Annotated in this window: 22 protein-coding genes, 1 tRNA gene and 2 pseudogenes; 19 read left to right on the top strand and 6 right to left on the bottom strand. The window is 34.4% G+C overall.

Annotated features, from left to right (window positions below; all coding sequences use genetic code 11):
• The first annotated feature begins 5 nt into the window (after positions 1–5).
• The 9 genes from flgE to ACLHDE_RS00240 all read left to right on the top strand — a co-directional run bounded on the left by flgE (position 6) and on the right by ACLHDE_RS00240 (position 10,259).
• The gene (flgE, locus tag ACLHDE_RS00280; protein ID WP_415397161.1) at positions 6–2,129 is read left to right on the top strand and encodes a flagellar hook protein FlgE; all 2,124 of its coding nucleotides are present in this window, start codon (positions 6–8) and stop codon (positions 2,127–2,129) included.
• Between the two features lie 108 nt (positions 2,130–2,237).
• On the top strand, positions 2,238–3,401 hold the full coding sequence (gene purT, locus ACLHDE_RS00275; RefSeq protein WP_415397160.1) for a formate-dependent phosphoribosylglycinamide formyltransferase: 1,164 nt from the start codon (positions 2,238–2,240) through the stop codon (positions 3,399–3,401).
• The gene (locus ACLHDE_RS00270; protein ID WP_415397159.1) at positions 3,402–4,325 is read left to right on the top strand and encodes a D-2-hydroxyacid dehydrogenase; all 924 of its coding nucleotides are present in this window, start codon (positions 3,402–3,404) and stop codon (positions 4,323–4,325) included. It abuts the gene before it with no gap.
• A gap of 53 nt (positions 4,326–4,378) precedes the next feature.
• Positions 4,379–4,717, top strand: a complete 339-nt coding sequence (locus tag ACLHDE_RS00265) for a YqaA family protein (protein WP_415397158.1) — start codon at positions 4,379–4,381, stop codon at positions 4,715–4,717.
• A gap of 8 nt (positions 4,718–4,725) precedes the next feature.
• On the top strand, positions 4,726–6,615 hold the full coding sequence (locus ACLHDE_RS00260) for an ATP-binding protein (protein ID WP_415397157.1): 1,890 nt from the start codon (positions 4,726–4,728) through the stop codon (positions 6,613–6,615).
• Positions 6,605–8,224: an FAD-dependent oxidoreductase gene (locus ACLHDE_RS00255; RefSeq protein ID WP_415397156.1), complete on the top strand. Its 1,620-nt coding sequence runs from the start codon at positions 6,605–6,607 to the stop codon at positions 8,222–8,224. Before ACLHDE_RS00260 ends, ACLHDE_RS00255 begins: the two co-directional genes overlap by 11 nt.
• A 3-nt stretch (positions 8,225–8,227) precedes the next feature.
• The gene (locus tag ACLHDE_RS00250; RefSeq protein ID WP_415397155.1) at positions 8,228–8,965 is read left to right on the top strand and encodes a succinate dehydrogenase/fumarate reductase iron-sulfur subunit; all 738 of its coding nucleotides are present in this window, start codon (positions 8,228–8,230) and stop codon (positions 8,963–8,965) included.
• A gap of 123 nt (positions 8,966–9,088) precedes the next feature.
• Entirely contained in the window at positions 9,089–9,586 is a 498-nt protein-coding gene (locus ACLHDE_RS00245; RefSeq protein ID WP_415397154.1) for a YajQ family cyclic di-GMP-binding protein, read from the top strand.
• A 10-nt stretch (positions 9,587–9,596) separates the two neighbouring features.
• Positions 9,597–10,259: a DNA-binding protein gene (locus ACLHDE_RS00240; protein ID WP_415397153.1), complete on the top strand. Its 663-nt coding sequence runs from the start codon at positions 9,597–9,599 to the stop codon at positions 10,257–10,259.
• On the opposite strand, the gene ACLHDE_RS00235 is transcribed toward ACLHDE_RS00240, so the two are convergent.
• Positions 10,254–12,179, bottom strand: a complete 1,926-nt coding sequence (locus ACLHDE_RS00235) for a DUF1538 domain-containing protein (RefSeq protein ID WP_415397152.1) — start codon at positions 12,177–12,179, stop codon at positions 10,254–10,256. The genes ACLHDE_RS00240 and ACLHDE_RS00235 overlap by 6 nt on opposite strands.
• A gap of 330 nt (positions 12,180–12,509) precedes the next feature.
• On the opposite strand from ACLHDE_RS00235, the gene ACLHDE_RS00230 reads away from it, so the two are divergent.
• Positions 12,510–12,597: transfer RNA gene (locus ACLHDE_RS00230), tRNA-Ser, on the top strand.
• 59 nt (positions 12,598–12,656) lie between these two features.
• On the opposite strand, the gene ACLHDE_RS00225 is transcribed toward ACLHDE_RS00230, so the two are convergent.
• Positions 12,657–13,097, bottom strand: a complete 441-nt coding sequence (locus tag ACLHDE_RS00225; protein ID WP_415397151.1) for a DoxX family protein — start codon at positions 13,095–13,097, stop codon at positions 12,657–12,659.
• Between the two features lie 135 nt (positions 13,098–13,232).
• On the opposite strand from ACLHDE_RS00225, the pseudogene ACLHDE_RS00220 reads away from it, so the two are divergent.
• The 4 genes and pseudogenes from ACLHDE_RS00220 to ACLHDE_RS00205 form a co-directional block, all read left to right on the top strand.
• A pseudogene (locus ACLHDE_RS00220) lies at positions 13,233–13,358 on the top strand (hypothetical protein); the annotation flags it as partial.
• A 333-nt stretch (positions 13,359–13,691) separates the two neighbouring features.
• Positions 13,692–14,327 (top strand): annotated as a pseudogene (locus ACLHDE_RS00215) (HD-GYP domain-containing protein); the annotation flags it as partial.
• A gap of 15 nt (positions 14,328–14,342) precedes the next feature.
• Entirely contained in the window at positions 14,343–14,702 is a 360-nt protein-coding gene (nrtS, locus tag ACLHDE_RS00210) for a nitrate/nitrite transporter NrtS (protein WP_415397150.1), read from the top strand.
• Between the two features lie 18 nt (positions 14,703–14,720).
• Positions 14,721–15,611, top strand: coding sequence for a methyl-accepting chemotaxis protein (locus tag ACLHDE_RS00205; RefSeq protein WP_415397149.1), 891 nt, complete (start codon positions 14,721–14,723; stop codon positions 15,609–15,611).
• A gap of 50 nt (positions 15,612–15,661) precedes the next feature.
• Here ACLHDE_RS00205 and ACLHDE_RS00200 read toward each other — a convergent pair whose 3' ends face one another.
• The 3 genes from ACLHDE_RS00200 to ACLHDE_RS00190 all read right to left on the bottom strand — a co-directional run bounded on the left by ACLHDE_RS00200 (position 15,662) and on the right by ACLHDE_RS00190 (position 18,450).
• Positions 15,662–15,982, bottom strand: coding sequence for a hypothetical protein (locus ACLHDE_RS00200; protein ID WP_415397148.1), 321 nt, complete (start codon positions 15,980–15,982; stop codon positions 15,662–15,664).
• Positions 15,982–16,329, bottom strand: a complete 348-nt coding sequence (locus tag ACLHDE_RS00195) for a hypothetical protein (protein WP_415397147.1) — start codon at positions 16,327–16,329, stop codon at positions 15,982–15,984. The genes ACLHDE_RS00200 and ACLHDE_RS00195 overlap by 1 nt, the downstream gene beginning before the upstream one ends.
• A 105-nt stretch (positions 16,330–16,434) precedes the next feature.
• The gene (locus ACLHDE_RS00190) at positions 16,435–18,450 is read right to left on the bottom strand and encodes an EAL domain-containing protein (protein ID WP_415397146.1); all 2,016 of its coding nucleotides are present in this window, start codon (positions 18,448–18,450) and stop codon (positions 16,435–16,437) included.
• A 143-nt stretch (positions 18,451–18,593) separates the two neighbouring features.
• Between ACLHDE_RS00190 and ACLHDE_RS00185 the strand changes: the two genes are divergently transcribed.
• Genes ACLHDE_RS00185 through ACLHDE_RS00170 form a run of 4 tightly spaced genes read left to right on the top strand, consistent with a single transcriptional unit; the run spans position 18,594 to position 20,172 of the window.
• Positions 18,594–19,124 carry an RBBP9/YdeN family alpha/beta hydrolase gene (locus ACLHDE_RS00185; RefSeq protein WP_415397145.1) on the top strand — a complete coding sequence of 177 codons (531 nt, stop codon included), beginning with the start codon at positions 18,594–18,596 and terminating at the stop codon, positions 19,122–19,124.
• 29 nt (positions 19,125–19,153) lie between these two features.
• Positions 19,154–19,354, top strand: coding sequence for a hypothetical protein (locus ACLHDE_RS00180; RefSeq protein WP_415397144.1), 201 nt, complete (start codon positions 19,154–19,156; stop codon positions 19,352–19,354).
• A 46-nt stretch (positions 19,355–19,400) separates the two neighbouring features.
• Complete coding sequence (locus ACLHDE_RS00175) at positions 19,401–19,625, top strand: hypothetical protein (RefSeq protein WP_415397143.1); 225 nt, start codon at positions 19,401–19,403, stop codon at positions 19,623–19,625.
• Positions 19,618–20,172, top strand: a complete 555-nt coding sequence (locus ACLHDE_RS00170) for a GNAT family N-acetyltransferase (RefSeq protein WP_415397142.1) — start codon at positions 19,618–19,620, stop codon at positions 20,170–20,172. The genes ACLHDE_RS00175 and ACLHDE_RS00170 overlap by 8 nt, the downstream gene beginning before the upstream one ends.
• A gap of 2 nt (positions 20,173–20,174) precedes the next feature.
• Here ACLHDE_RS00170 and ACLHDE_RS00165 read toward each other — a convergent pair whose 3' ends face one another.
• Positions 20,175–20,399, bottom strand: coding sequence for a ribbon-helix-helix domain-containing protein (locus ACLHDE_RS00165; protein WP_415397141.1), 225 nt, complete (start codon positions 20,397–20,399; stop codon positions 20,175–20,177).
• Between the two features lie 90 nt (positions 20,400–20,489).
• On the opposite strand from ACLHDE_RS00165, the gene ACLHDE_RS00160 reads away from it, so the two are divergent.
• On the top strand, positions 20,490–21,404 hold the full coding sequence (locus ACLHDE_RS00160; protein WP_415397140.1) for a DUF234 domain-containing protein: 915 nt from the start codon (positions 20,490–20,492) through the stop codon (positions 21,402–21,404).
• Positions 21,405–21,408 lie beyond the last annotated feature (4 nt).

Below are 21,408 nucleotides of genomic sequence, written 5' to 3'. Positions count from 1 at the left end.
TTAAAATGTTAAAATCACTTTTTTCCGGTGTATCGGGTTTACAATCTCATCAAGTAGCAATGGATATTGAGTCAAATAATATAGCAAATGTTAATACTGTAGGTTTTAAATATTCTCGTGCAAATTTTTCGGATCTTTTAGCTCAAACAAAGGCTATCGCTACTGCTCCTCAAGGTGCTCTTGGTGGTAAAAATCCTGTTCAGGTTGGACTTGGGTCTACTGTAAGTTCTAAGACAACTATATATTCACAGGGTTCCATAGAAAATTCAGATAAAAATACCGATGTTGCTATTCAGGGAGACGGTTTTTTTATTGTTTCTCCTGATGGAGGTAATACTTACAAATTTACTCGTGCGGGTGACTTTAAATTTGATGCAGGTGGAAACTTTGTTGATAATAACGGATTTATTACTCAGGGTTGGCTAAGGGATCCTATTACTGGAAAAGTTGATTCAACAGCTCCAATTACAGATATAAATATCCCTCCTGGATTGACAACTCCTGCAAATGCAACAAAAGAAGTTGTGCTAAAAGCTAACCTTAACTCAGGACCATTAGTGGAGAGTTTTTCTCCATCTTATAGTGTTCCAAGTGTTCCAACAGGTGCACTTCCAGCTAATTATCCTGCAGTAGATGATAATGGGAACCCTATAGCTTCTGACGATATAGGAATTATGTTTAATGAGATAGGTGAATCTTATGCTCTTCAAAAAGATCAGGGTATCTGGGCTTCATTTCAGAGTTCAGAAACAACATCTGCTACTCCAGTTTCAGCTACTGCTGATTTAGCTCTTCAGCTTAAACTAGACGATGGAAGTATAGTTACGATAAGTTCTGTTAATACAGGCAATCAAGATATTAATGGTAATAAATATGCTGCAGCAATTAATGCTCAATCATCAATAACTGGAATTTCAGCTTCATATGATTTAAAAACTAAACAGATGACTTTGACAAATGAAAACGCAATGACTTCTGCATCGCATAATATCCGAATTGTAGGCAATGATGCGGCTACAGGGTTTACAGAACTTAACAGTGCTACTACAGCACATAAATATCAATATGATCCTTCTGGTGCAGTATCTCTTCCTGGTTCAGATAAGAAATTTAAAACGATTGCTGATTTACGATATGCATTAGAAAGACAGGCTAGAGATGCGAATAATGATGGCATTGAATTGGATGCAAACAATATAAATATTATTGTAAATGAACAAGGTAAACTAGAGCTTAATAATCCTGGTGGCGGAGCTAATGATTATGGTATTAATCTTAAAATAACAGCTATTAGTGAACCTGGAATAACTAACAATAGTCGTTTTACAAGAAGTATGGAAGCTCTAAACGCTGTTCTTCCAGCTGCAAGTGGAGGAAAAGCATTTTCACAAAGTTTTAATGCTGCTACACACTCTAGCTCAATAGATCTTTTTGACTCACTTGGTTCTAAGCATACTGTAAGAATGGAGTTTAGAAAGACTGCGCTTGATTCTAATACTGGTAGTACATGGGATATGGTTGTGAGCGTACCCCCTCCTGCTACAATAGATACAGCAGCTCCATTAAACCAAAAATCAGGTTCTGTTCGTTTTAATAATGACGGTTCACTTGCAACCTATAATCCTCCAAATATTTCTTTTTCCGGAAATAACGGTTCTGCTCCTGATCAGCAATTAAACCTTAGTTTTGGTACAGCGAATGCATTTGATGGAATGACGAGTTTTGATTCACTCTCTAGCACTTCTGGAATCTCTCAAGATGGTTATACTGGTGGAGACTTAGTTGGTATCAGAATTGACCAAAGTGGTACTTTAGTAGGTTCATTTTCAAATGGTCGTTCTTTTGGTCTTGCACAAATCGGTATGGCAAAGTTTACAAATAATGAAGGTCTTTCAGCAGATGGTGGAAATGTATATACTCAATCTGCCAACTCTGGTGACCCGATTATTGGAACAGCCGCAACTGCCGGTCGTGGATTTATTCAGTCAGCCGCACTTGAAGCTTCTAATGTTGACCTCTCAAGGGCTCTTACGCAGCTAATTATTATCCAAAGAGGTTATCAAGCCAATGGTAAGATTATTACGACCTCTGATCAGCTTCTTCAGACACTGATTGGCTTGAAAAACTAATATAGATCTTCAACCACTTTCCTCTTCCTGCGCTACGCGTGGGAGTACTAACAACAAATTATTTTTTCGATATAATTCTTTTAATACTTTACATTAGGAATTATTCAGATGCAATTCTCCGCTCCATTAAAATCAAACTCAAAAAAAGTAATGTTACTAGGTTCTGGTGAACTAGGTAAAGAAGTAGCTATAGAAGCTCAAAGATTAGGTCTTGAAGTTATCGCAGTAGATAGATACCAAAATGCACCTGCTCATCATGTAGCTCATCGATCTTATGTTGTAAATATGCAAGATAAAGATGCTCTTTTAGAAATAATACAGCGTGAAAAACCTGACTATATTCTTCCTGAAATCGAGGCTATCTCTATAGATGCTCTTTTTGCAGCCGAAGATAAGGGCTACAATGTAATTCCTAATGCATCTGCGGTAAGCAAAACAATGAACCGTAAAAATATCCGTACCTTTGCAGCAGAGGTTCTAGGACTTAAAACTGGTTCTTATGAGTTTGTAACAACGGAAGATGGCTTAAGAGAAGCTTCTAAGCGTATGGGTTACCCTTGTGTTATTAAGCCTGTTATGAGTTCTTCAGGTCATGGTCAAAGTGTGTTAAAGTGCGAAGAAGATGTTTCAAAATCTTGGGAAATTGCTAAAGAGGCTCGTGGAGATGCAAGCGAGTTAATCGTTGAAGCGTTTGTTGATTTTGATTATGAGATTACAATGCTTACTGCTAGAAACGGCAAAGAGACTGTTTTTTGTGAGCCTATTGGACATGAGCAAAGAGATGGTGACTATGTTTTTTCATGGCAGCCGATGCAGATGAGTGAAGTAGCAAAACAAAAGTCACAAGATATGGCCAAGACTATTACAGACGGTCTTGGCGGTCGCGGTCTTTTTGGAGTTGAACTTTTTATCAAAGGGGATGAAGTTTATTTCTCTGAAGTAAGCCCTCGTCCACATGACACAGGGATGGTAACTCTGATTACTCAGTCTCAAAGTGAGTTTGCACTGCATCTTAGAGCTGTTCTTGGTCTTCCTTTAGGTTTTACGTTTTATGGAGATGGTGCATCTGCTGCATTTAAATCAACTAAGCATAACTTTGCTCCTGTTGTAGATGTGGATGATTCTTTATTTAGTGATAACTCTTTTGTAAGAGTTTTCTCAAAGCCAGAAGCTCACGAGGGAAGACGTTTAGCTGTTGCTCTTGTTTTTGATGATGTTGAAAAAGCCTTGGAAAAATCACGTGAGCTTATAAAAAAAGTAAGGGATGCATAGATGAAAATTGTTCTACTAGATGCTCTTACTTTTGGAGACACTGGCTTAAGCGCATTTGATTCTTTGGGAGATGTTGAAGTTTATCAGACAACATCTCTAGACGAAGCTCAAGAACGCATAACAGATGCAAACGTTATAGTAACTAACAAAGTTGTTATAAGTGATGAGCTTATGGCTAATACTCCAAGTTTAAAACTTATCTGCATCGCTGCTACTGGAATGAACAATGTTGATTTGGATGCCGCTAAAACTAGAGGTATTGAAGTTAAAAATGTAGCTGGATACTCTACAGACTCAGTTATTCAACACACTTTTTCAATGCTCTTTTATCTTATGACTCACTCTAGATATTATGATGAATATGTAAAAAGTGGTGCTTACACTAAGAGTTCTGTTTTTACAGATGTATCAAAATCTTTTTTTGAGATTAAAGGTAAAAAGTGGGGTATTGTAGGTCTTGGTTCAATCGGTCGCGGTGTTGCAAATATAGCATCTGCTTTTGGAGCTGAAGTTTTTTACTACTCTACTAGCGGAGTAAATAGAACTGAAGATTATCAAAGAGCAACATTGGATGAACTTTTAAAGAGTTGTGACATCATCTCTATTCATGCACCTCTTAATGACAAAACAAACAATCTTTTAGATTATGAACAGTTGTTAACTTGTAAGGAGGGAGCTACTGTTTTAAATCTTGGCCGTGGCGGAATCATCAATGAAGAGGCTATTGCAAAGATAATTGATGAGAAAAATATATCTTTTGGCTTAGATGTTTTAACACGTGAACCGATGCTTGTAAACCATCCTCTATCTTCTGTTAAAAACAAAGAAAACCTATATATTACTCCTCATATTGCATGGGCATCTGTAGAGGCCAGAAATACTCTTATTGCATCTGTGGTAGAGAATATTAAATCACTGAATTAGCACTATTTCTCTCTGCTTTTTTAGCAGCTACGATTTTCCCTTTTTCATCTGAAGTGGCATTTGTTGCTGCTTTGACAAATGACATGCCCCTTTTAAATGCTATGATTTTTGCTTCAAGCGGAAATATTTTAGCCATCATTGTCAACTACTGGCTGGGCTACTGGCTATACGAGAAAACAAAAACTAAACTCTACTCTTCAAAAATAGGTACAAAAAGTTTAGAATACGGACATAAACACGGTTACTTTATACTTCTTTTTACTTGGCTACCTGTCATCGGTGATCCGCTAACACTTGTTGCCGGTGTTCTTAGACTTAAGTTTGTTTGGTTTGTTATAATCGCTGGCACTCTTAGGATTATGAGATATTACTTTTTGGCTCTTGTGGTATAATTAATAACATGAAAGCTATTTTGTTGTTATTAATATTTATATCTTCAGTACTTGCAGCTCAGAAGCCTTTAGAGAGGGTATCTTTAGAGCTTATGCGGTTAGATCAGTTTCAGTTTGCTGGATATTATGTGGCAAAAGAGAAAGGTTTTTATGAAGATGTTGATTTAGATGTATATATAAAAAATTTTAAATATGAAATGAATGCAGTAAAAACTATGGAACTTTCAAAAAAACCTCTTGATATTGAGCAGTTTACATTTGAAAGTTCATCAAACATAATCACTCAAAAAGAACATAATTATCTAAAAAGTAAAAAAGATATAACTATTTGTGTCTCACAATCAATTTTGCCATATAGTGGGTTAGAGACTGGAATACTTAAAATAGTTGCTCAATATATATCTACTCCTTTTAAGCTTGTAAACACTACTTCTTTTAAAGAATCTTTAGAGAAAGCTAAAAAAGGAGAATGTGATTTATTACCAATCATTGAAAGCACATCATCTAGAAAAGAGTACGTTAAATTTACATCACCATATTTTAAAGACCCTTTGGTTCTTCTGACTGATCATAGAAAAAATTATATATTAGATATTAATACTGTTTTAGAAGAAGAGTTTTCAATAGTTAAAGGATACCCATATATTGAGACTCTACATAAAAAATATCCAAATATAAAGCTTAATATTATTTCCTCCAAAGAAGAGGGCTTTGAGGGTGTTCAAAGTGGTAAATATTATGGATATATAGATACTATGATGGCATCGATGTATTATGCACAACACTATTCAAAAATAAATTTAAAAATTTCAGGACAATTTGAAGATAGTGCTAAGGTTAGCTTTGGTGTTAGAAGTGATGACAAAATACTCTTTGAGATATTTGAAAAAATTGCAAAAAATCTAAAACCTAAAGATATTCAAAAAGTTTTAAATGAGTGGATATCAATCAACTATGAAAATGTAACTGATTTTGACTACATAAAAAGCATTTTAGTCTTCGTGTTTATCTTGGGAGTTGTATTTTTATATAGACAATATCTTTTAAATAAGAAAAATAATGAGCTGGAGCAACTTCAAGAAGAACTTATAGAGTTAAACAAATCATTAGAGTCTAAGATTGCAGATGCGGTTGGTGATATAGTAAAAAAAGATGCCTACTTACTACATCAGTCCCGCTTAGCTCAAATGGGTGAGATGCTTAGTATGATTGCTCATCAATGGAAGCAACCCCTTAGCTCGATATCATCAATGCAGATAGCAATTAGAATGACGATAGAACTTGAAAAGTATGATTTGAGTGATGAAAAGCAAAGAAAAGAGTTTTTAGAGTTTATACATCAGAAGTTAGATAAAATAGGTGCAAATACTCAAAATCTAAGTCAAATAATATCAGACTTTAGCGATTTTTATAAACCCAATAAAAAATCAGAGGTCATGTTTTTGGATAATGTAATCATCAAGGCGTGTAATCTTGTGGAAGACAATATGCATGTAAATAACATTAGGCTTAGTCTTGAACTACATTCGGAGTTACTATTACGATTACATGAGAATGAATTTATGCAAGTGATATTAAATATAATAAGTAATGCAAAAGAGCAGTTAATCAATAAAAATATTGAAAATGCACGAATAAGTCTTATTAGCTATGATAAAGGCCGCTACTCTTTTTTAGAGATTAGTGATAATGCCGGTGGAATTGATAAGAGCATAATCAATAGTATATTTGACCCATATTTTTCTACAAAATTGGAAAAAAATGGAACAGGACTTGGTCTTTATATGACAAAAAAGATTATAGAGGAGTATCATCATGGTAGCGTTATGGTGAAAAATACTAGAGATGGAGCAGTCTTTATTATAAAAGTTAAAGCAGAGGAAATGAATGAGAAGTGATGTTTTAATAATTGGAGCAGGTGGAGCAGGTTTAGTTGCTGCTATAAATGCTCATGAGAGTGGAGCTAAGGTTAGAGTAATAACAAAAGAGTACCCAACAAGAAGTCAGACAAGCATGGCTCAAGGCGGTATCAATGCAGCTTTAGGTAATGCCGGAGAGGACAGCGTTGAAGCACATATCAAAAATACTCTCAAGTCTGCACACGGTATAGCAAATGAAGAAGCGGTAAGACTTCTATGTGAGAGTGCACCAGATGCAGTAGAGTGGCTTAATAGCATAGGTGTATGTTTCTCTCGCACAAAAGATGCAAAGATAGCTCAAAGAACTTTAGGCGGGGCATCTGCTCCTCGTGCCTGTTATGCGCAAGACTATACAGGACTAAAAATCTTACATACTCTTTATGATAGATGTCTGAGTCTTGGCATAGAGATACTAAATGAGAGATATCTTTTAAACTTTATAACTGAAGAACCTGAGAAAGAAGATGCTTACATTGGTGGAGTTACCGTTTTAAATATAAGAAACGGTGAAGTAGAGACTTACGAAGCTGCATCTGTAATCATCGCAACTGGTGGCTATGCTCGCATCTATGACAAACACTCTACTAACTCAACCGGTTCAACAGGTGATGGGATTGCAGCAGCTATAAGAGCGGGTGCGAGACTAAGTGATATGGAATTTGTGCAGTTTCATCCAACAGCACTTAAAAACTCATCTATCCTAATATCTGAGAGTGCCAGAGGAGCAGGTGGATATCTTCTAAACTCAAAGGGTGAGAGATTTACAAACGAGTTAGCTCCCCGCGATGAGGTGGCTCGTGCTATAAACGATGAGATTCAAAAAGGCGAAAATATATTTTTAGATATTCGTCATTTGGGTGAAGAGTTTATAGATGAAGAGCTTCCTCAAGAGAGAAAACTTGCAAAACTTTATGAAAATATAGACCCTGTACATGACTTGATTCCTATAAAACCAGTTGCTCACTATACTATGGGTGGAATAGAGGTAGATAAAAACTCAATGACTAAGATAAAAGGTCTTTATGCAGTTGGTGAGTGTGCTAATCATAAAGTTCATGGCGCAAACAGACTAGGTGGAAATTCACTTTTAGAGCTTGTTGTATTTGGACGAGAAGCTGGAAAAAATGCGGCCGAGTATGTAAAAACTTTCGATAAAGAGATAGACTCATCTGCACAAACGCAAAAGGCTCAGAACTTTGTTATAGATGTAAAAGACTTTACAAATCAGATAGACTTTTATGAAAAACGTTCATTTATTGGAAATATTTTTTATACTAATGCTGGTATATCAAGAAATGACAAGTCTCTTACATCTGCTTTAAATGCTATTACTCAGATTCAAAAAGAAATTCCTTTTATGGGGCCAAAAGATAAATCGAAAACCTATAACACTAACTTAGTCGAGTTTATCGAGTTTGGAAATATGCTTGAACTAAGTGAGATTATTTTGGTCTGTGCAATCAGAAGAAATGAGAGCAGAGGTGCTCATTTTAGAAGTGATGTCCCTCAAGAGAACGATATGAAATATAAGGCTCATACGATAACTTGGAAAGAAGATAGTGTGCTTTGTGCAGACTTTATGGAGTAAATGATGAAAATCAAAGTATCAAGATACACAACAGAGCCACAGGCTACAGAAGCTGTTTTTGAGTATGAAGTACAGATGCAAGATGTTACTCTTTTAGAAGTTTTAAATGAGATTAAAACAAAGCAAGATGCATCACTAACATATACAAGCGGCTGTAGAAGCAGTGTTTGTGGAAGCTGTTCTATGAGAGTAAATGGTAGGGAAGTCTTGGCTTGTGCATATAAAATTCAAGATGGTGACCTTGTAGAGCCTATGAAAAACTCTCCTGTTATTCGCGATTTAGTTGTAAATATGGACAAAGCTTACTCGTTTAATGCAAAAGCAAAAGCTTGGCAAAGCTCACTTAGCCCATCAACAAACCTAACGCAGGAGAATGAAAAAATCAATGAAATTCAGAGTGACTGTATTCTTTGTGGATTATGTTACAGTGCCTGTCCTGTCTATGCTGTAAATGAAGAGTTTATAGGACCTTTTTCACTAACAAGAGTTTGGAGATATGTGAGTGATGTTAGAGAAAAAGATTCTAGTGATAAAATAGATGCTATTCAAACAAACGGCATCTGGGACTGTACTCTTTGTAATGAGTGTACGCTTGTGTGTCCTCAAGATATCTCGAGTAAGTCAGACATAGAAAAACTACGCTCAAAATCTGTAATGAGTGGATACAGTGATCCAAGCTTTGCTAATGCTTTTGGTGGTTCGTTTCAAGGAACTTCGTTTGATGGAAGTCCTAGTTTCTAGCTTTCTGGCTTAATAGAGTTTCTATCTGCATCTTTAGCATCATATAGGAGCTTATCAGCTCTTTTTTATAACAAGATTATAAATATGTTATAATGATTGTTATTATTTTTAAAGGGCTTGGTAATGGCAAAAGAACATTCATTTGATATAAGTGCAAAGATAGATATACAAAATTTCAAGAATGCTATAAATATGGTCGATAGAGAAGTAGCTAATCGTTATGACTTTAAGGGTACAACTTATGAAGTTAGTTATAAAGAGAAAGAGAAGCTTTTAGTTTTAATTGCATCTAGTGACAGCAAGCTAGATGCTCTAAAAGACATAGTAATCTCAAAGTTTTTAAAACAAGGTTTATCATCTAAAGTTCTAGAAGAACTACGCACGGAAGATTCATCTGGAAACAATAGAAAGATGACTTTTAAAGTTGTTGATTATATAGAATCAAAAGAAGCTAAAAAAATAACTGCAGAAATTAAAAAAATGAAGCTTAAAGTCAATGCGCAGATAGAAGGTGATGCTATAAGAGTTAAGGGTCCAAAACTTGATGATTTGCAAAAAGTTATGCAAGAAATTCGTTCAGGTGAGTGGGAAGCTCCTTTAGTTTTTGAAAATATGAGATAAAGGGTTATATATGTCTAAAATGAATATAACAGATGCAGCGTTAAGTCTTGGAGTATCTAAAGAGGCAATTCATAATCGCATCAGAAGAGGTTCTTTAGAGAGTGTCATGGAAGATGGTATAAAGTATGTTCTTTTAAAGGAAGTCTCTTCCCCTGCTAACAAACAGGTTTCAAAACGAGTTAATACTAAAGTAGCTCACGAGTCAGACTCTAGATACTACAAACTTTTAGAAGAGCAAAACGAGAGACTTCAGCAAAAAGTTGACAAACTAGAGGGTGAGACAAAGACTCTAAGAGAACAAAAAGAGCAGATTCTCATTCAAGAAAGAATTAGAATAGAAAAAATCTATAGAGATAAAGATGAACAGCTAAAAAATATACTAAATGCTATATCTTCTAAGTTTTTACTAAACGCTCCTACTGATGAGTTTATTGTTGAGAGCCAAGAGCTCGTAGAAGCAGAGATAGAGCCTGAAGAAAAATACTCTAGGGAACAATCAGCTGATTTGATATCTTTAAAAAAGTATCTAAAAGACGGGAACTATTCAGACAAAAAAAGTCAAAAGATAAAAGATAGATTTAAAAAAGCTGCTAAAAAAGATAGTAGAATAATCACTGTTGGTAAAAAGCACTATATTGATCCAGTTAAATTTGACTATAGTGACCTTTTATAAGTCACTACTTTTTAAGGTTAAACCCTTAAGATGTGAGATAGGATATGAATAGGATATACCATCTCCACGGCCAACAATATCAAGTTTATGCATTACGCTAAAGATAATATTGTCAACCTTTTTTGTTGGAACAACAAACATAAGATTTACGTCCGTAGGATCACTGTGAAGACGGTTATAAAAGTTATCCATCTCAGTTAAACCCATACCGTGAGCATCCATGATAGTAACTCCCCCTGCTCCTGCATCACGAGCTGCAATAAGTGCTTTGTCTTGATTTTTTCTAGGTACTATAATATGAACAGCAGAAAAAGGCATTTTGTATGAGTGCCTCTGTCCTGTGCCGTGAATCTGTACAGTTGAGAGTCCCATATCGTTAGCATGTTCAATAGCTTGTCGAAGTTCATCCATGTGTAACTCTTCAAGCTCATGCTCACCTTTTACACCAATTTTCTCTGTTATGATACCGTATAACATTACTGTTAGCATCGGAAAAAGTGACGCGAATGCAATAAGACCAAATCCGTCAATAAGTGGATCACGTCCAGGAATGTTTGTAGCAAGACCGAGACCGAGAGCCGCGACTAAAGGAACAGTTACAGTGGAGGTTGTAACTCCCCCACTATCATAAGCAATAGGGATAATATATTTTGGTGCCATAAAAGTAAGAACTATAACAAAGAGGTAGCCTGACATTATGTAGTAAACAATCTCTCCACCAACAACAATACGATAAGAGCCCAAAGAGATACCGATAGCAACACCTAAAGCTACAAAAAGGCGAAGAACGAAGTCGTTTACCTTACCATCACTTATCTCTTTTGCTTTTTTTGCAATAGCAGTCAGGGATGGTTCAGCCATTGTTGTCGAAAAACCTATAAGAAATCCAAACGTGTAGATAATGAAGTTATTATCATATTGAGTAAGCTCAAAAGCCATAGTCTCACCAATAGAGAATAGACCCATCTCTAAACCAACTATAAAAGCGTCTAAACCGATGATAACCAGTCCAAAACCGATAATTACTTCTTTTAGATTATCAATAGGTTTTTTAAGGATTGCATATTGAAAAAATACAATAACTGCCAAGATAGGAACAACATCTATAACAACACCTACAAGACCCTTTAATATATCAAGCATTTTAAAGTCAAAAACGGCAGGTACTTTAGTCACTTCAATAACAGGAGCAACAACAGAAGCACTTACTTCTACAAACTCATATACAACAATTCCATAAAACTGTACGAATATCATAGGAGTAAGAGATGCAAAAGCAATCAGTCCAAAACCATCTAAAACAGGGTTTCTGCCTTTAATAGTAGATGCCAAACCAATACCAAGAGCAGCAACCAAAGGAACTGTAACAGTTGAAGTTGTAACACCACCCAAATCATAAGCAAGACCTACAATCTCTTGAGGTGAGAAAGCTGTAGCGGCTACAACCATAACATATCCAGAGATGATGTAGTAATGAATTGGATGACCTTTGATAATCCTCCAAACACCTAAAACTATAGCAAAACCAACAGAAAATGCAACAACAAGCCTAAGAGTGTTAGCATCAATTCTACCATCACTGATACTTGCTGCTTTTTGTGCAATTACTATAAGAGCGGGTTCAGCTACTGTAGTACCAAAACCTATCATAAAGGCAAAAAGGACTATCCATTTTGTAGAACCTTTCCTTGCAAACTCACTGGCAAGTCCCTCTCCAACAGGAAAGATACCAACTTCAAGTCCTAAAAGAAATACAGCAAGACCAACACCAACAATAGCTAATCCGATTGCTGTACTCAACCAATTCTCAGGTATGCTTTGAATAATTGCTAATTGAAAAAACATAATAACAAGAATGATTGGTAATAAGTCTCTAAAAGACTCTTTTAATAGTTTTAAAAATGAAGCAATGCTTAACACTTAAACCCTTTATGAAAATTATAATAAAATATTATCTTAATATTGGTGAACTATGAAAACAATGGAGTATAAGTCTAAAATTATTAAAAGAATATATTTGATTTATTTTACATAATAGTTTCTATACTTTAGCTTATGAAAGTTAATTGAAATATATGTGTGCAAGAGTTATAAATAAAGATGAAAGTTTAGTGTGTTTTTAAGAATGATAAAGGTAAAATCACAACCTACAAATGGACAGCTGACCGAGAGGGCAATTCATTTAAGCTTCAAAGAATATTGCTTAAAAATGCTGAGTACACTACTGGTGCGTATGTAGAACAAATATATGGTTTTGTGTCCGAGTGGCCGATGGTGCAACCTTGGAAAGGTTGTGTAGATTTTTCTACCGAGAGTTCGAATCTCTCCAAAACCACCATAATTAAAAACTTTAAACTCTATACCAAAATGTACTACTTCTTTTTAACTTCTATCTATTTAGTTTTTTTCACCAAATATCAATCTATCTAAAGAAAATTTACCTGCTCCATGTGCAAGAAACCCGAGTAAAAATATCATATAGTATAGTGGTATTTCAAAACCATTATCTCCTGCTGAAAAACCATGAGGAAGGTGGACTGTAATGATAGCAACTATCATAACTATGATAAGAGGTATAGAGATAAGACGAGTTAAAAGTCCAAGTGTTAGTAAGATAACACCTGCAATCTCTGTACTTGCTGCCATATATGCATTTAAAAGTGGAAAAGGTATACCCATAGAACCAAACCACTCAGCAACAGAGCCTATATCTGCCCACTTATTCATCGCTGGTTCATAAAAACCATACGCAATCAATAATCTAGCCAAAAGTAACGATACCGATTTTAGATTTTGGCTCAAACGAGTAAATTCTAAGTATAATTTTTTAATATTCATAATGGTCCCCTTTGTTTATATGAAGTATCTTAACACAATTTTAGTATAAGAGTATATAATATATCTCACATAATTAATTTAGTTCTTTATGTTATACTCCATTAAAGTAATCAAAGATAATAAAAGGTCTGTTTAATGTTTAACAAACGTAGTTGCAATATGAAATCTAGTGAAGCTAACACAAGGATTATAATAGCAACGCTTATGTTAATATATGCATTTATGAATACATCTATCTTAATTGGTATAATGAGTATGTTTTTGTATTACACGGCATTTAAAAGATTTTGCTTTATCTACTATCTATTTAAAATAAATGAAAAATACAGTCTAAATAATTACTACCTATCACTCCTTCCAAAATATAGACCATCTCCTGTTTTTATCTTTGGAAACGATGGCGAAGTAGTCTTTAAAAATAATACGGCACAAAATGAACTATCCCATATAAACTCAGTAAAAGACATAGACATACAGAAGTTTGCTCAGATAATCTCTGAAGATGCACTTCAAACATTTATGTTTGAGCATAAAGAGAAGTTTTATCAAGTAGAACTGCAAGGTGTCTCAAATGAAGGTTTTTTACTGGCATATGTCACAGATGTAACAGAGGTTATGGAGTTAAACGATGCCATAGAAGAAACCCAAAGAGAAGTTATATATGCTATGGGGGAGATTGGTGAGACACGCTCAAAAGAGACTGGAAACCATGTAAAAAGAGTAGCTCTCTACTCAAAAGAATTAGCACTTTTATACGGCCTCTCTTACGAAGAAGCAGATCGTCTTCATATGGCAAGTCCTATGCATGATATAGGAAAAGTAGGTATCCCAGATGCTATACTAAATGCTCCAAGAAAGTTGAGTGTAGATGAATTTGAGATTATGAAAACTCATGCATCTCTAGGCTATGATATGCTAAAAAGCTCCAATAAACCTATCCTTCAAGCTGCCGCAATAGTAGCAAATGAGCATCATGAAAAATATGATGGAAGTGGATATCCAAACGGTACCTCAGCAGATGAGATACACATTTATGGTCGAATCACAGCCGTTGCAGATGTCTTTGATGCACTTGGATCTACTCGTGTTTATAAAAAGGCTTGGGAACTAGATAAGATTTTAGAACTCTTTAAAAACGAAAGTGCAAAACATTTTGATCCGCAACTAGTAAAACTATTTTTAGACAACTTAGATACTTTTTTAAAAATACGTAATAAATTTAAGGACTAATACTAAACTATGACAATGAGACATATTAAAATTTATTGTGAAATCGCAATGTCTAAGGGCGTTACAAAAAGAGCTCTAAAAGTAGCTCTTGTAGTTGGAACAACTCTAAACCTTATCAATCAAGGTGAGACAATGCTGTCGTTAAATCTTGGAGAAATCAATATGCTGAAATTTCTTCTTACCTATCTTGTACCATATAGTGTTACAACTTACACAGCTACTGCAATGAAGGTTGAGTTTCAAATTGGAACTAAAGCTATCATAGAGACTGATTTAAAATGTAAAGGTTGTGGAGTTCAGATACATGTAAAAGAGGGAGAAATTATACCAGAATGCCCTAAGTGTGGAGTTAATACTCACTGGAAATTAAAATAAATCAAAAGGATTTAAAATATGTTATTTGACAGAATTAAACTTAAACATAACGAGACAATAGTTACAAATGATTATCTAAAAGGACTTGAAGAAAAAGCTAAAACACTTGAAAATATTTTATCGGACAACTCAATAGATACTGCAAATATTATTTTGAATAATGCTAAAAATGTAAATGAAGCATCAAAGAAACGTTTGGGAAGCATTGAAAAAACAAAAGAACTCATAGATGGTTTTATAGCAAAATCTATAGAGATTAAAGATATTACAAATAAATCTAAAGAGATAGCAAAGAATACACTTAACTCTACAACAAAAAGCAGTGAATATGTTAATAAACTCTCAAATACACTTGAACAAAACCATCAACTTACAAATGAATTTCAAGTAGAACTTACAGAGCTATACTCAAAAATAAACGGAATCAATAGTTTAGTTGACTCCATTAAAGATATAGCAGATCAAACAAACTTATTGGCCCTAAACGCTGCTATAGAAGCGGCAAGAGCCGGAGAGCATGGAAGAGGTTTTGCGGTTGTTGCTGATGAAGTCAGAAAATTAGCCGAAAGTACCAATAAATCTGCCAACGAAGTTCAGATGGAGATGAGTATTATTATGGGAATTTCAAATGATGTTATAGAGCGTCAGAATGGAATGCTAAAGGGAATTGAAGATAGTGTAGAAATTTCTACAGATGCTGTAAATATTTTGACTGAACTTGGAGATAATGCTACATCTAATATGCAAGAAGTATCCGTAGTATTAGAATGTCTAGATAGACAACTTCAAGATTCTCAAACAATTAAGAATGATATGAATATAGTTGTTGAAGATACAAAAAAAGCCATTGATGGCTCTAGTAAAAACATGAGTTTAACACAAGAACTTATCACAAAACTAGAGTATTAAAAGGATAGAATGAGACTAAAACTCTAAAAAGAGTTTTAGATCTCGCTTGATTATTTAGAGCCACACTTTATAGGGGCTTTTGTCTTACCACATTGGCAGTTATCACCACATTTACAATCTGGACCACATGAGCAATCTTTGTTACCACAACTCTCACCAGCTTTTACTTCACCACATTTGCAGTTGTCGCCACATTTACATTCAGGACCACATTTACAATCTAGTTTTTCACAACTTTTTGCTCCTTTATCCAGCATCGCACTTCCACATTTACCAGCACCACACTTCATCGCAGCACTTGCATTTGTTGCACTAAGACCTAAAAATAAAACCGCACCTAAAAGAAGTGCTACTAAGTTAAGTTTTTTCACTATTTAGAACCACATTTTCCAGTGCCACATTTAGTAGATTTCTTTTCAGCTTTTTTCTCAGCACCACATTTAGAAGCATCTTTTTTCTCACCGCCACATTTAGTAGCTTTCTGTTCAGCTTTTTTCTCAGCACCACATTTAGAAGCATCTTTTTTCTCACCGCCACATTTAGTAGCTTTCTGTTCAGCTTTTTTCTCAGCACCACATTTAGAAGCATCTTTTTTCATGGAGCTTCCACATTTACCAGCTCCACATTTCATATCTTCTGCTGCACTTGCTGAAGTAGCACCTAGACCTAGAAATAATATTGCACCTAAAAGAAGTGCTGCAAAGTTTAATTTTTTCATTTGGAACCCTTTAAATTTGTTTGAAAGTATTGTAGCACAAATATAAATAATATTGATATAACATATGTTGCATGGTTTTAATATTAAGAGAAAACTAACAAATCTCTATTTTGCCATACTCAATGCTAATTTTTCTACTTCTATTATTGAGATAGGTTTCGAGTAATAAAACCCTTGAGCAATATCACACTTATAATTTTTCAAGAATTCTATATGTTCTTGTGTCTCTGGTCCCTCTGCAATTATTTTTAATGATAGTGATTTTGACATACTGATGATAGCATTTGTAATAGCAATATCATCTTTATCATTTGGAATATCTTTGATAAACTCTCTATCAATTTTCAACTTATCAATAGGCAATTTTTTCAGATAACTCAAAGAAGAGTATCCGGTTCCAAAATCATCAATGGCAATAGAAACACCAAGTTTTTTAAGTTTTGATAATATTTTTATAGTCTCATTAATATTTTCCATAATAACGCTCTCTGTAATCTCTAATTCTAATAGTTTTCCATCAATTTTAGTCCTAACTATAGCCGCTTCGATATATGAGTACAAATTTTGATGTAAAACCTGTTTAGCTGAGATATTTATAGAGAGGGTAGCTTCACTCATATGGGTATTCCTCCATAGAGCTAACTGATCACATGCTTGGTCTATAATCCACTCACCTATAGGCATAATCAAGCCGCTATTTTCTGCAATTGGTATAAAGTCAAGAGGAGAAATCAATCCTTTTATTGGATGATTCCATCTAATAAGCGCTTCAACACCAACAATTCTTTCATTCGATAATAACACCTGAGGCTGGAAAAGTAAAAATAGTTCATTATTTTGTAAAGATTTATGAAGTTCACTCTCTAGCATAAGACGGTTTGTAGACAAGTTTAGCATATCAGTATGAAAGAAAGAGTATTTGCTTCTTCCAGATTGTTTTGCATCATACATAGCAACATCCGCATTTCTTAAAAGCAGCTCGGAATCATCCGCATCGTCAGGATATATAGCAATACCTATAGAAGCACTAGTATATACTTCATAATTATTCAGCATAAACGGCTCCTTTAAGACCTTTATAATTTTCATCATTGTCTGTTCTATAGTAAGTTCACTTTGTACGTTTGAGAATAAAAATACAAACTCATCTCCTCCAAAACGTGACAGCATGTCATAACCATCTATTTCAGTTTGAAGACGTTTTGACACCTTTTGAAGCAATAAATCTCCTAGAGTATGTCCTAAAGAATCATTTATTGTTTTAAAATTATCAAGATCCATAAAGACTAAAGCAAAATTATCTTTATTTTTATTTATTAAATTTGTTATTTTATCAACATAAGCGTGGCGATTAGGCAGACCTGTTAGAATATCATGATTGGCAAAATATTTTAGTTTATCTTTAGCTTTTTTCTCTTTATTATAAACAAACCTAAATAACAGCATACCTATAAACCAAAATAGAAGATGAATCATAAGGGTTTTTTTATAAGAAGTTATGGACAAATCGTATATCTCAGCCATTGGAACAGTTACGCTAACTCCTCCTGCCGTCTTATTATTTAAGTACGACTCCTGATGGTCATGACAAGCAAGACATCCAGGAGTAACCTCCATAGGACGCATAAGACGCATATACTCTTTACCTTTAATAGTTGTAAGCTCAAGTATCTCTTTGACTGAGTCAGCTTTTCTAAACTTTTTAAGAGCTTCTTCTTCCCATACATCAGGTGCATTATTTGGGTTTAAAACTTCCAATGCTGTTGTATGTCCTTTTACTCCATATAGTCCTGAGTACTCTTCCATCATCTGTCTTAACATATATGCCGGATTCATAAGTGTTAATTTTTTACCTGCACTTGTTGTAATGTCTCTCTCAGGAAAGTGACTTAAATAGGGGCTTGGTGGTGTTCTTTTCATATCTATAGGGACATAAACTCCACCATGGCTAGTAGCCCACTGCCTAAAGGCTTGATCTTTATCAAAGTTAGCATTAGCAACATTACGAGCTGTCTCAAAACTTTGTTGATACTGATTAAATGCCGCAAATATAAGAGATGTAATGACTGTAAGTGTCCAACCAAGCATAGTAATAATTTTAAGATTAAATAATTTTTTCATAGCTCTTTTCGTTGCTTATTTTTTATTAATTCATTATAATACTTAATAACTTAAAATTGTCTACTATTTGTGAACTAAATGACATGGAATGTATTTTAGATAAACTTACTTGAACTATTAAAAACTAAATAAGGTACTTTCAAATGAAACAAAGAGTCTTACTTGTACACGGATGGGGCGGTAGTGATAATCCACATTGGCAAAGCTGGTTAGCTGCGGAAATTGCCAGAGATTATGGATGTGTTAGTTTTTTAAAACTTTCAAACTTTGAGTTTCCACATATAAATCTCTGGAAGCAAGAACTTTTAAAAGAATTAAATAATTTCAATCCAACTATAATTATTTGCCACTCTCTTGCAAATATTCTATGGTTTCATCTTTGTAATGAAGAAAATATTGCCGAAGTTGAAAAACTATTTTTAGTATCACCTCCTAGCTTAAACTCACAGATAGATGAGTTGAAAAACTTTTTTCCTGTAGCTGCTCCTAAAAAACTATACGCAAAAGAAGTTTTGCTTGTATGCTCTACGAATGATCCATATATGGAACTAGATGAAGCTAAGTCACTCAAAAAAGAACTTAATGTTAAAATGGAAATCTTAGAAAATGCCGGACATATAAATGCTGATAGTGGTTTTGGACCTTGGCCTTGGATGCTAAATAAGTTAAAATAATATATAATCACTAAAAGGACTTAGTACTAATGAATGATACAGTAGAGGAACTAGAATCAGAACTCCAAGAAGTTTTGTTAAATATAGATAATATCGCGGCTAGAGTTGTAAAAAAAGAGTTAGATGCTTACGAAGGCTTCTTAGAATCAGAAAAATACAAAAATAGAGTTGTTGAAATTGGTTATGCTTTAAAAGAAAAAGGTATAGATATAACAACAAGGACAGAATAAACAGCTATATGATATAATATTGTCATATGCTATCAAAGGAGTTGTTATGAATGTAAGTCAGTATACATTTCAATCACCTTATTCTAGTCCATTTCAAGTTGGTAGAATTGATCCTAATTCTAAAAAAGGAGATGTGAGTAGTGAGCCTAGTTCAGAATTTGTAAAGAACACAAATACTACTCTTACTAATGCTCAAAGCTTTAAAGCCTCTCAGACTAGTGAAGTGAAACCTACTGTTGAATCAGACCATGTACTAGATATATATGCCTAATCCTACGCTTTACTTTCTCAGATCTTCTGAGCAAAAGATTGCAACGGATATGCTTCGATATGCAATGCGATTAGATGAAACAAATAAATCTCTGAGAGACTTTCCAGCCCTGAATGTTTATGAGAGGTTTTATGGTCTATCGACTAAAGATTTAGGACTCTATTCACTTGTAGACAATAAAATATCTGGAGCTGTATGGATACGTCTTTTAAAACCAGAAGATGCTGCTATGGGGTATGTGGATGCGAATACTCCTGTGCTTAATATAGCAGTCACTCCAGAGTTTAGAAACAAGGGAGTTGGCTTTGCTATGCTTAGTCAACTTTTACAAGAAGCTGGTGCGGTTTTTGAACAGATTAGTGTAAGTATCTTACAAGACTCTAAGACTGTGAAATTTTTTGAGAAGTTTGGCTTTGTAAAAGTCAAAGATTCTGAAAGTAAAAGCCATATTGATGGAAGTGATATCTTTACAATGCTAAAAAAGCTAGAGAGAAAAGAGGTAGTTAGACCGACCGACGGATATGACCCAAGAAGATGGATGGACTAATTCTAAATATCTAAATCATCAAAAAATTCATCTGCAGTTAGAGGTTTATTAGTCACATCTTCCATAGGTTTTTGTTGTAAGCTTAGCTCTTGATAAGCCAAGTACATATTTAAAGCTTCTTCCATCATCTTTTGTTTATCTTTACCTATCTCCTTAGACAATGTGTCCAACTCTTGCCAAAGTTCTAAGGGTATATCAAATGTTATTGATTCTATTTTTTCATTCATAATCAGTTCTCTGTTTTTTAAATTGTGTAATTATAGCCATCTTCATATTATTGCTGTATAATTTCAAAAATAAAACTAAAGGCTTCTCTTATGGCAAAGCATCCAACACTCTTAGAACAATTCCGATCTTTTTACTTTCAAAATAAGCCTACAGATATAGAACAAGCTATAAAGTACTTTTCTGTATTTGGTGGAATGAGTTGGAATGTTGATATGGATGTACCCCTAGAAGAACTAATAGAGAGCAAGGTTTTAAATAACTATAAATATATTCACGCTGATATAACAAAAATTACTGAGAGTGATAGACATAGTCACCTTCTTCTAAGCGGTATCGCTATGGGAGATCGTCGTACACACTCTGCTCTAAAGAAAGCTCGTATCTCAAGATCTGATGGTGAATATGCTATGGAAAATCTTTTTGAGAGAGGTTTGTTACAAGCTGAATACTCACTAGAGTCTCCACCAAATTCAGAAGATAATATAGATGAAAAACTAAACTTCACAACACCGTTTATGCGTTTTTGGTTCTCTTTTGTATCTCCTTATTTTAAAGGTATCAGAGACGGTGACTACAAGGAAAGCAAAGAGAGCTTTGCTAACCGCCAACAAGAGTTCTCTGAGCTTGTCTTTTTAAAACTTGCTCAGGAAGTTATGAAAAAAAGTTTTAAAGAAGACCCTATTACAGAGATAGGAAGCTACTGGGACAGAAATACCGAGATAGACATACTAGCAAAAACAAAGTCTGGTAAGATTGTGGCTGGTATCTGTAAAAACTCTACCTCTAAAGCAAAGAAAACTGAACTTACAAAGCTAAAAGAACAATGCGAAAAGGCTGAACTAACTGCTGATATTAATGTTGTTATCTCAAAAAATGGTTTTTCAAATGAACTTAAAAATATAAAAGGTGCAGACCTTAGACTTTTTAGTCTTAAAAACTTTAAAAGTCTTGTAGAAGACCTTAGTGAGAGAGATTTTATAGAATGCACCGGCAAGAGATACTAAATAG

Source organism: Sulfurimonas iocasae (genome assembly GCF_047716755.1).
Classification (GTDB): Bacteria; Campylobacterota; Campylobacteria; order Campylobacterales; family Sulfurimonadaceae; genus Sulfurimonas.
The sequence above is the reverse complement of the archived record's forward strand: the minus strand, read 5'-3'. Positions and strand labels throughout refer to the sequence as shown.

What these genes read in the sequence shown, in the direction of transcription:
- nrtS (WP_415397150.1), top strand. Translation starts at nt 14,343, where the DNA reads ATGAGACATATTAAAATTTATTGTGAAATCGCAATGTCTAAGGGCGTT.
- ACLHDE_RS00170 (WP_415397142.1), top strand. Translation starts at nt 19,618, where the DNA reads ATGCCTAATCCTACGCTTTACTTTCTCAGATCTTCTGAGCAAAAGATT.
- ACLHDE_RS00270 (WP_415397159.1), top strand. Translation starts at nt 3,402, where the DNA reads ATGAAAATTGTTCTACTAGATGCTCTTACTTTTGGAGACACTGGCTTA.
- ACLHDE_RS00190 (WP_415397146.1), bottom strand. Translation starts at nt 18,450, where the DNA reads ATGAAAAAATTATTTAATCTTAAAATTATTACTATGCTTGGTTGGACA.
- ACLHDE_RS00180 (WP_415397144.1), top strand. Translation starts at nt 19,154, where the DNA reads ATGAATGATACAGTAGAGGAACTAGAATCAGAACTCCAAGAAGTTTTG.
- ACLHDE_RS00225 (WP_415397151.1), bottom strand. Translation starts at nt 13,097, where the DNA reads ATGAATATTAAAAAATTATACTTAGAATTTACTCGTTTGAGCCAAAAT.
- flgE (WP_415397161.1), top strand. Translation starts at nt 6, where the DNA reads ATGTTAAAATCACTTTTTTCCGGTGTATCGGGTTTACAATCTCATCAA.
- ACLHDE_RS00240 (WP_415397153.1), top strand. Translation starts at nt 9,597, where the DNA reads ATGTCTAAAATGAATATAACAGATGCAGCGTTAAGTCTTGGAGTATCT.
- ACLHDE_RS00260 (WP_415397157.1), top strand. Translation starts at nt 4,726, where the DNA reads ATGAAAGCTATTTTGTTGTTATTAATATTTATATCTTCAGTACTTGCA.
- ACLHDE_RS00165 (WP_415397141.1), bottom strand. Translation starts at nt 20,399, where the DNA reads ATGAATGAAAAAATAGAATCAATAACATTTGATATACCCTTAGAACTT.
- ACLHDE_RS00245 (WP_415397154.1), top strand. Translation starts at nt 9,089, where the DNA reads ATGGCAAAAGAACATTCATTTGATATAAGTGCAAAGATAGATATACAA.
- ACLHDE_RS00250 (WP_415397155.1), top strand. Translation starts at nt 8,228, where the DNA reads ATGAAAATCAAAGTATCAAGATACACAACAGAGCCACAGGCTACAGAA.
- ACLHDE_RS00195 (WP_415397147.1), bottom strand. Translation starts at nt 16,329, where the DNA reads ATGAAAAAATTAAACTTTGCAGCACTTCTTTTAGGTGCAATATTATTT.
- ACLHDE_RS00160 (WP_415397140.1), top strand. Translation starts at nt 20,490, where the DNA reads ATGGCAAAGCATCCAACACTCTTAGAACAATTCCGATCTTTTTACTTT.
- ACLHDE_RS00255 (WP_415397156.1), top strand. Translation starts at nt 6,605, where the DNA reads ATGAGAAGTGATGTTTTAATAATTGGAGCAGGTGGAGCAGGTTTAGTT.
- ACLHDE_RS00205 (WP_415397149.1), top strand. Translation starts at nt 14,721, where the DNA reads ATGTTATTTGACAGAATTAAACTTAAACATAACGAGACAATAGTTACA.
- ACLHDE_RS00185 (WP_415397145.1), top strand. Translation starts at nt 18,594, where the DNA reads ATGAAACAAAGAGTCTTACTTGTACACGGATGGGGCGGTAGTGATAAT.
- purT (WP_415397160.1), top strand. Translation starts at nt 2,238, where the DNA reads ATGCAATTCTCCGCTCCATTAAAATCAAACTCAAAAAAAGTAATGTTA.
- ACLHDE_RS00175 (WP_415397143.1), top strand. Translation starts at nt 19,401, where the DNA reads ATGAATGTAAGTCAGTATACATTTCAATCACCTTATTCTAGTCCATTT.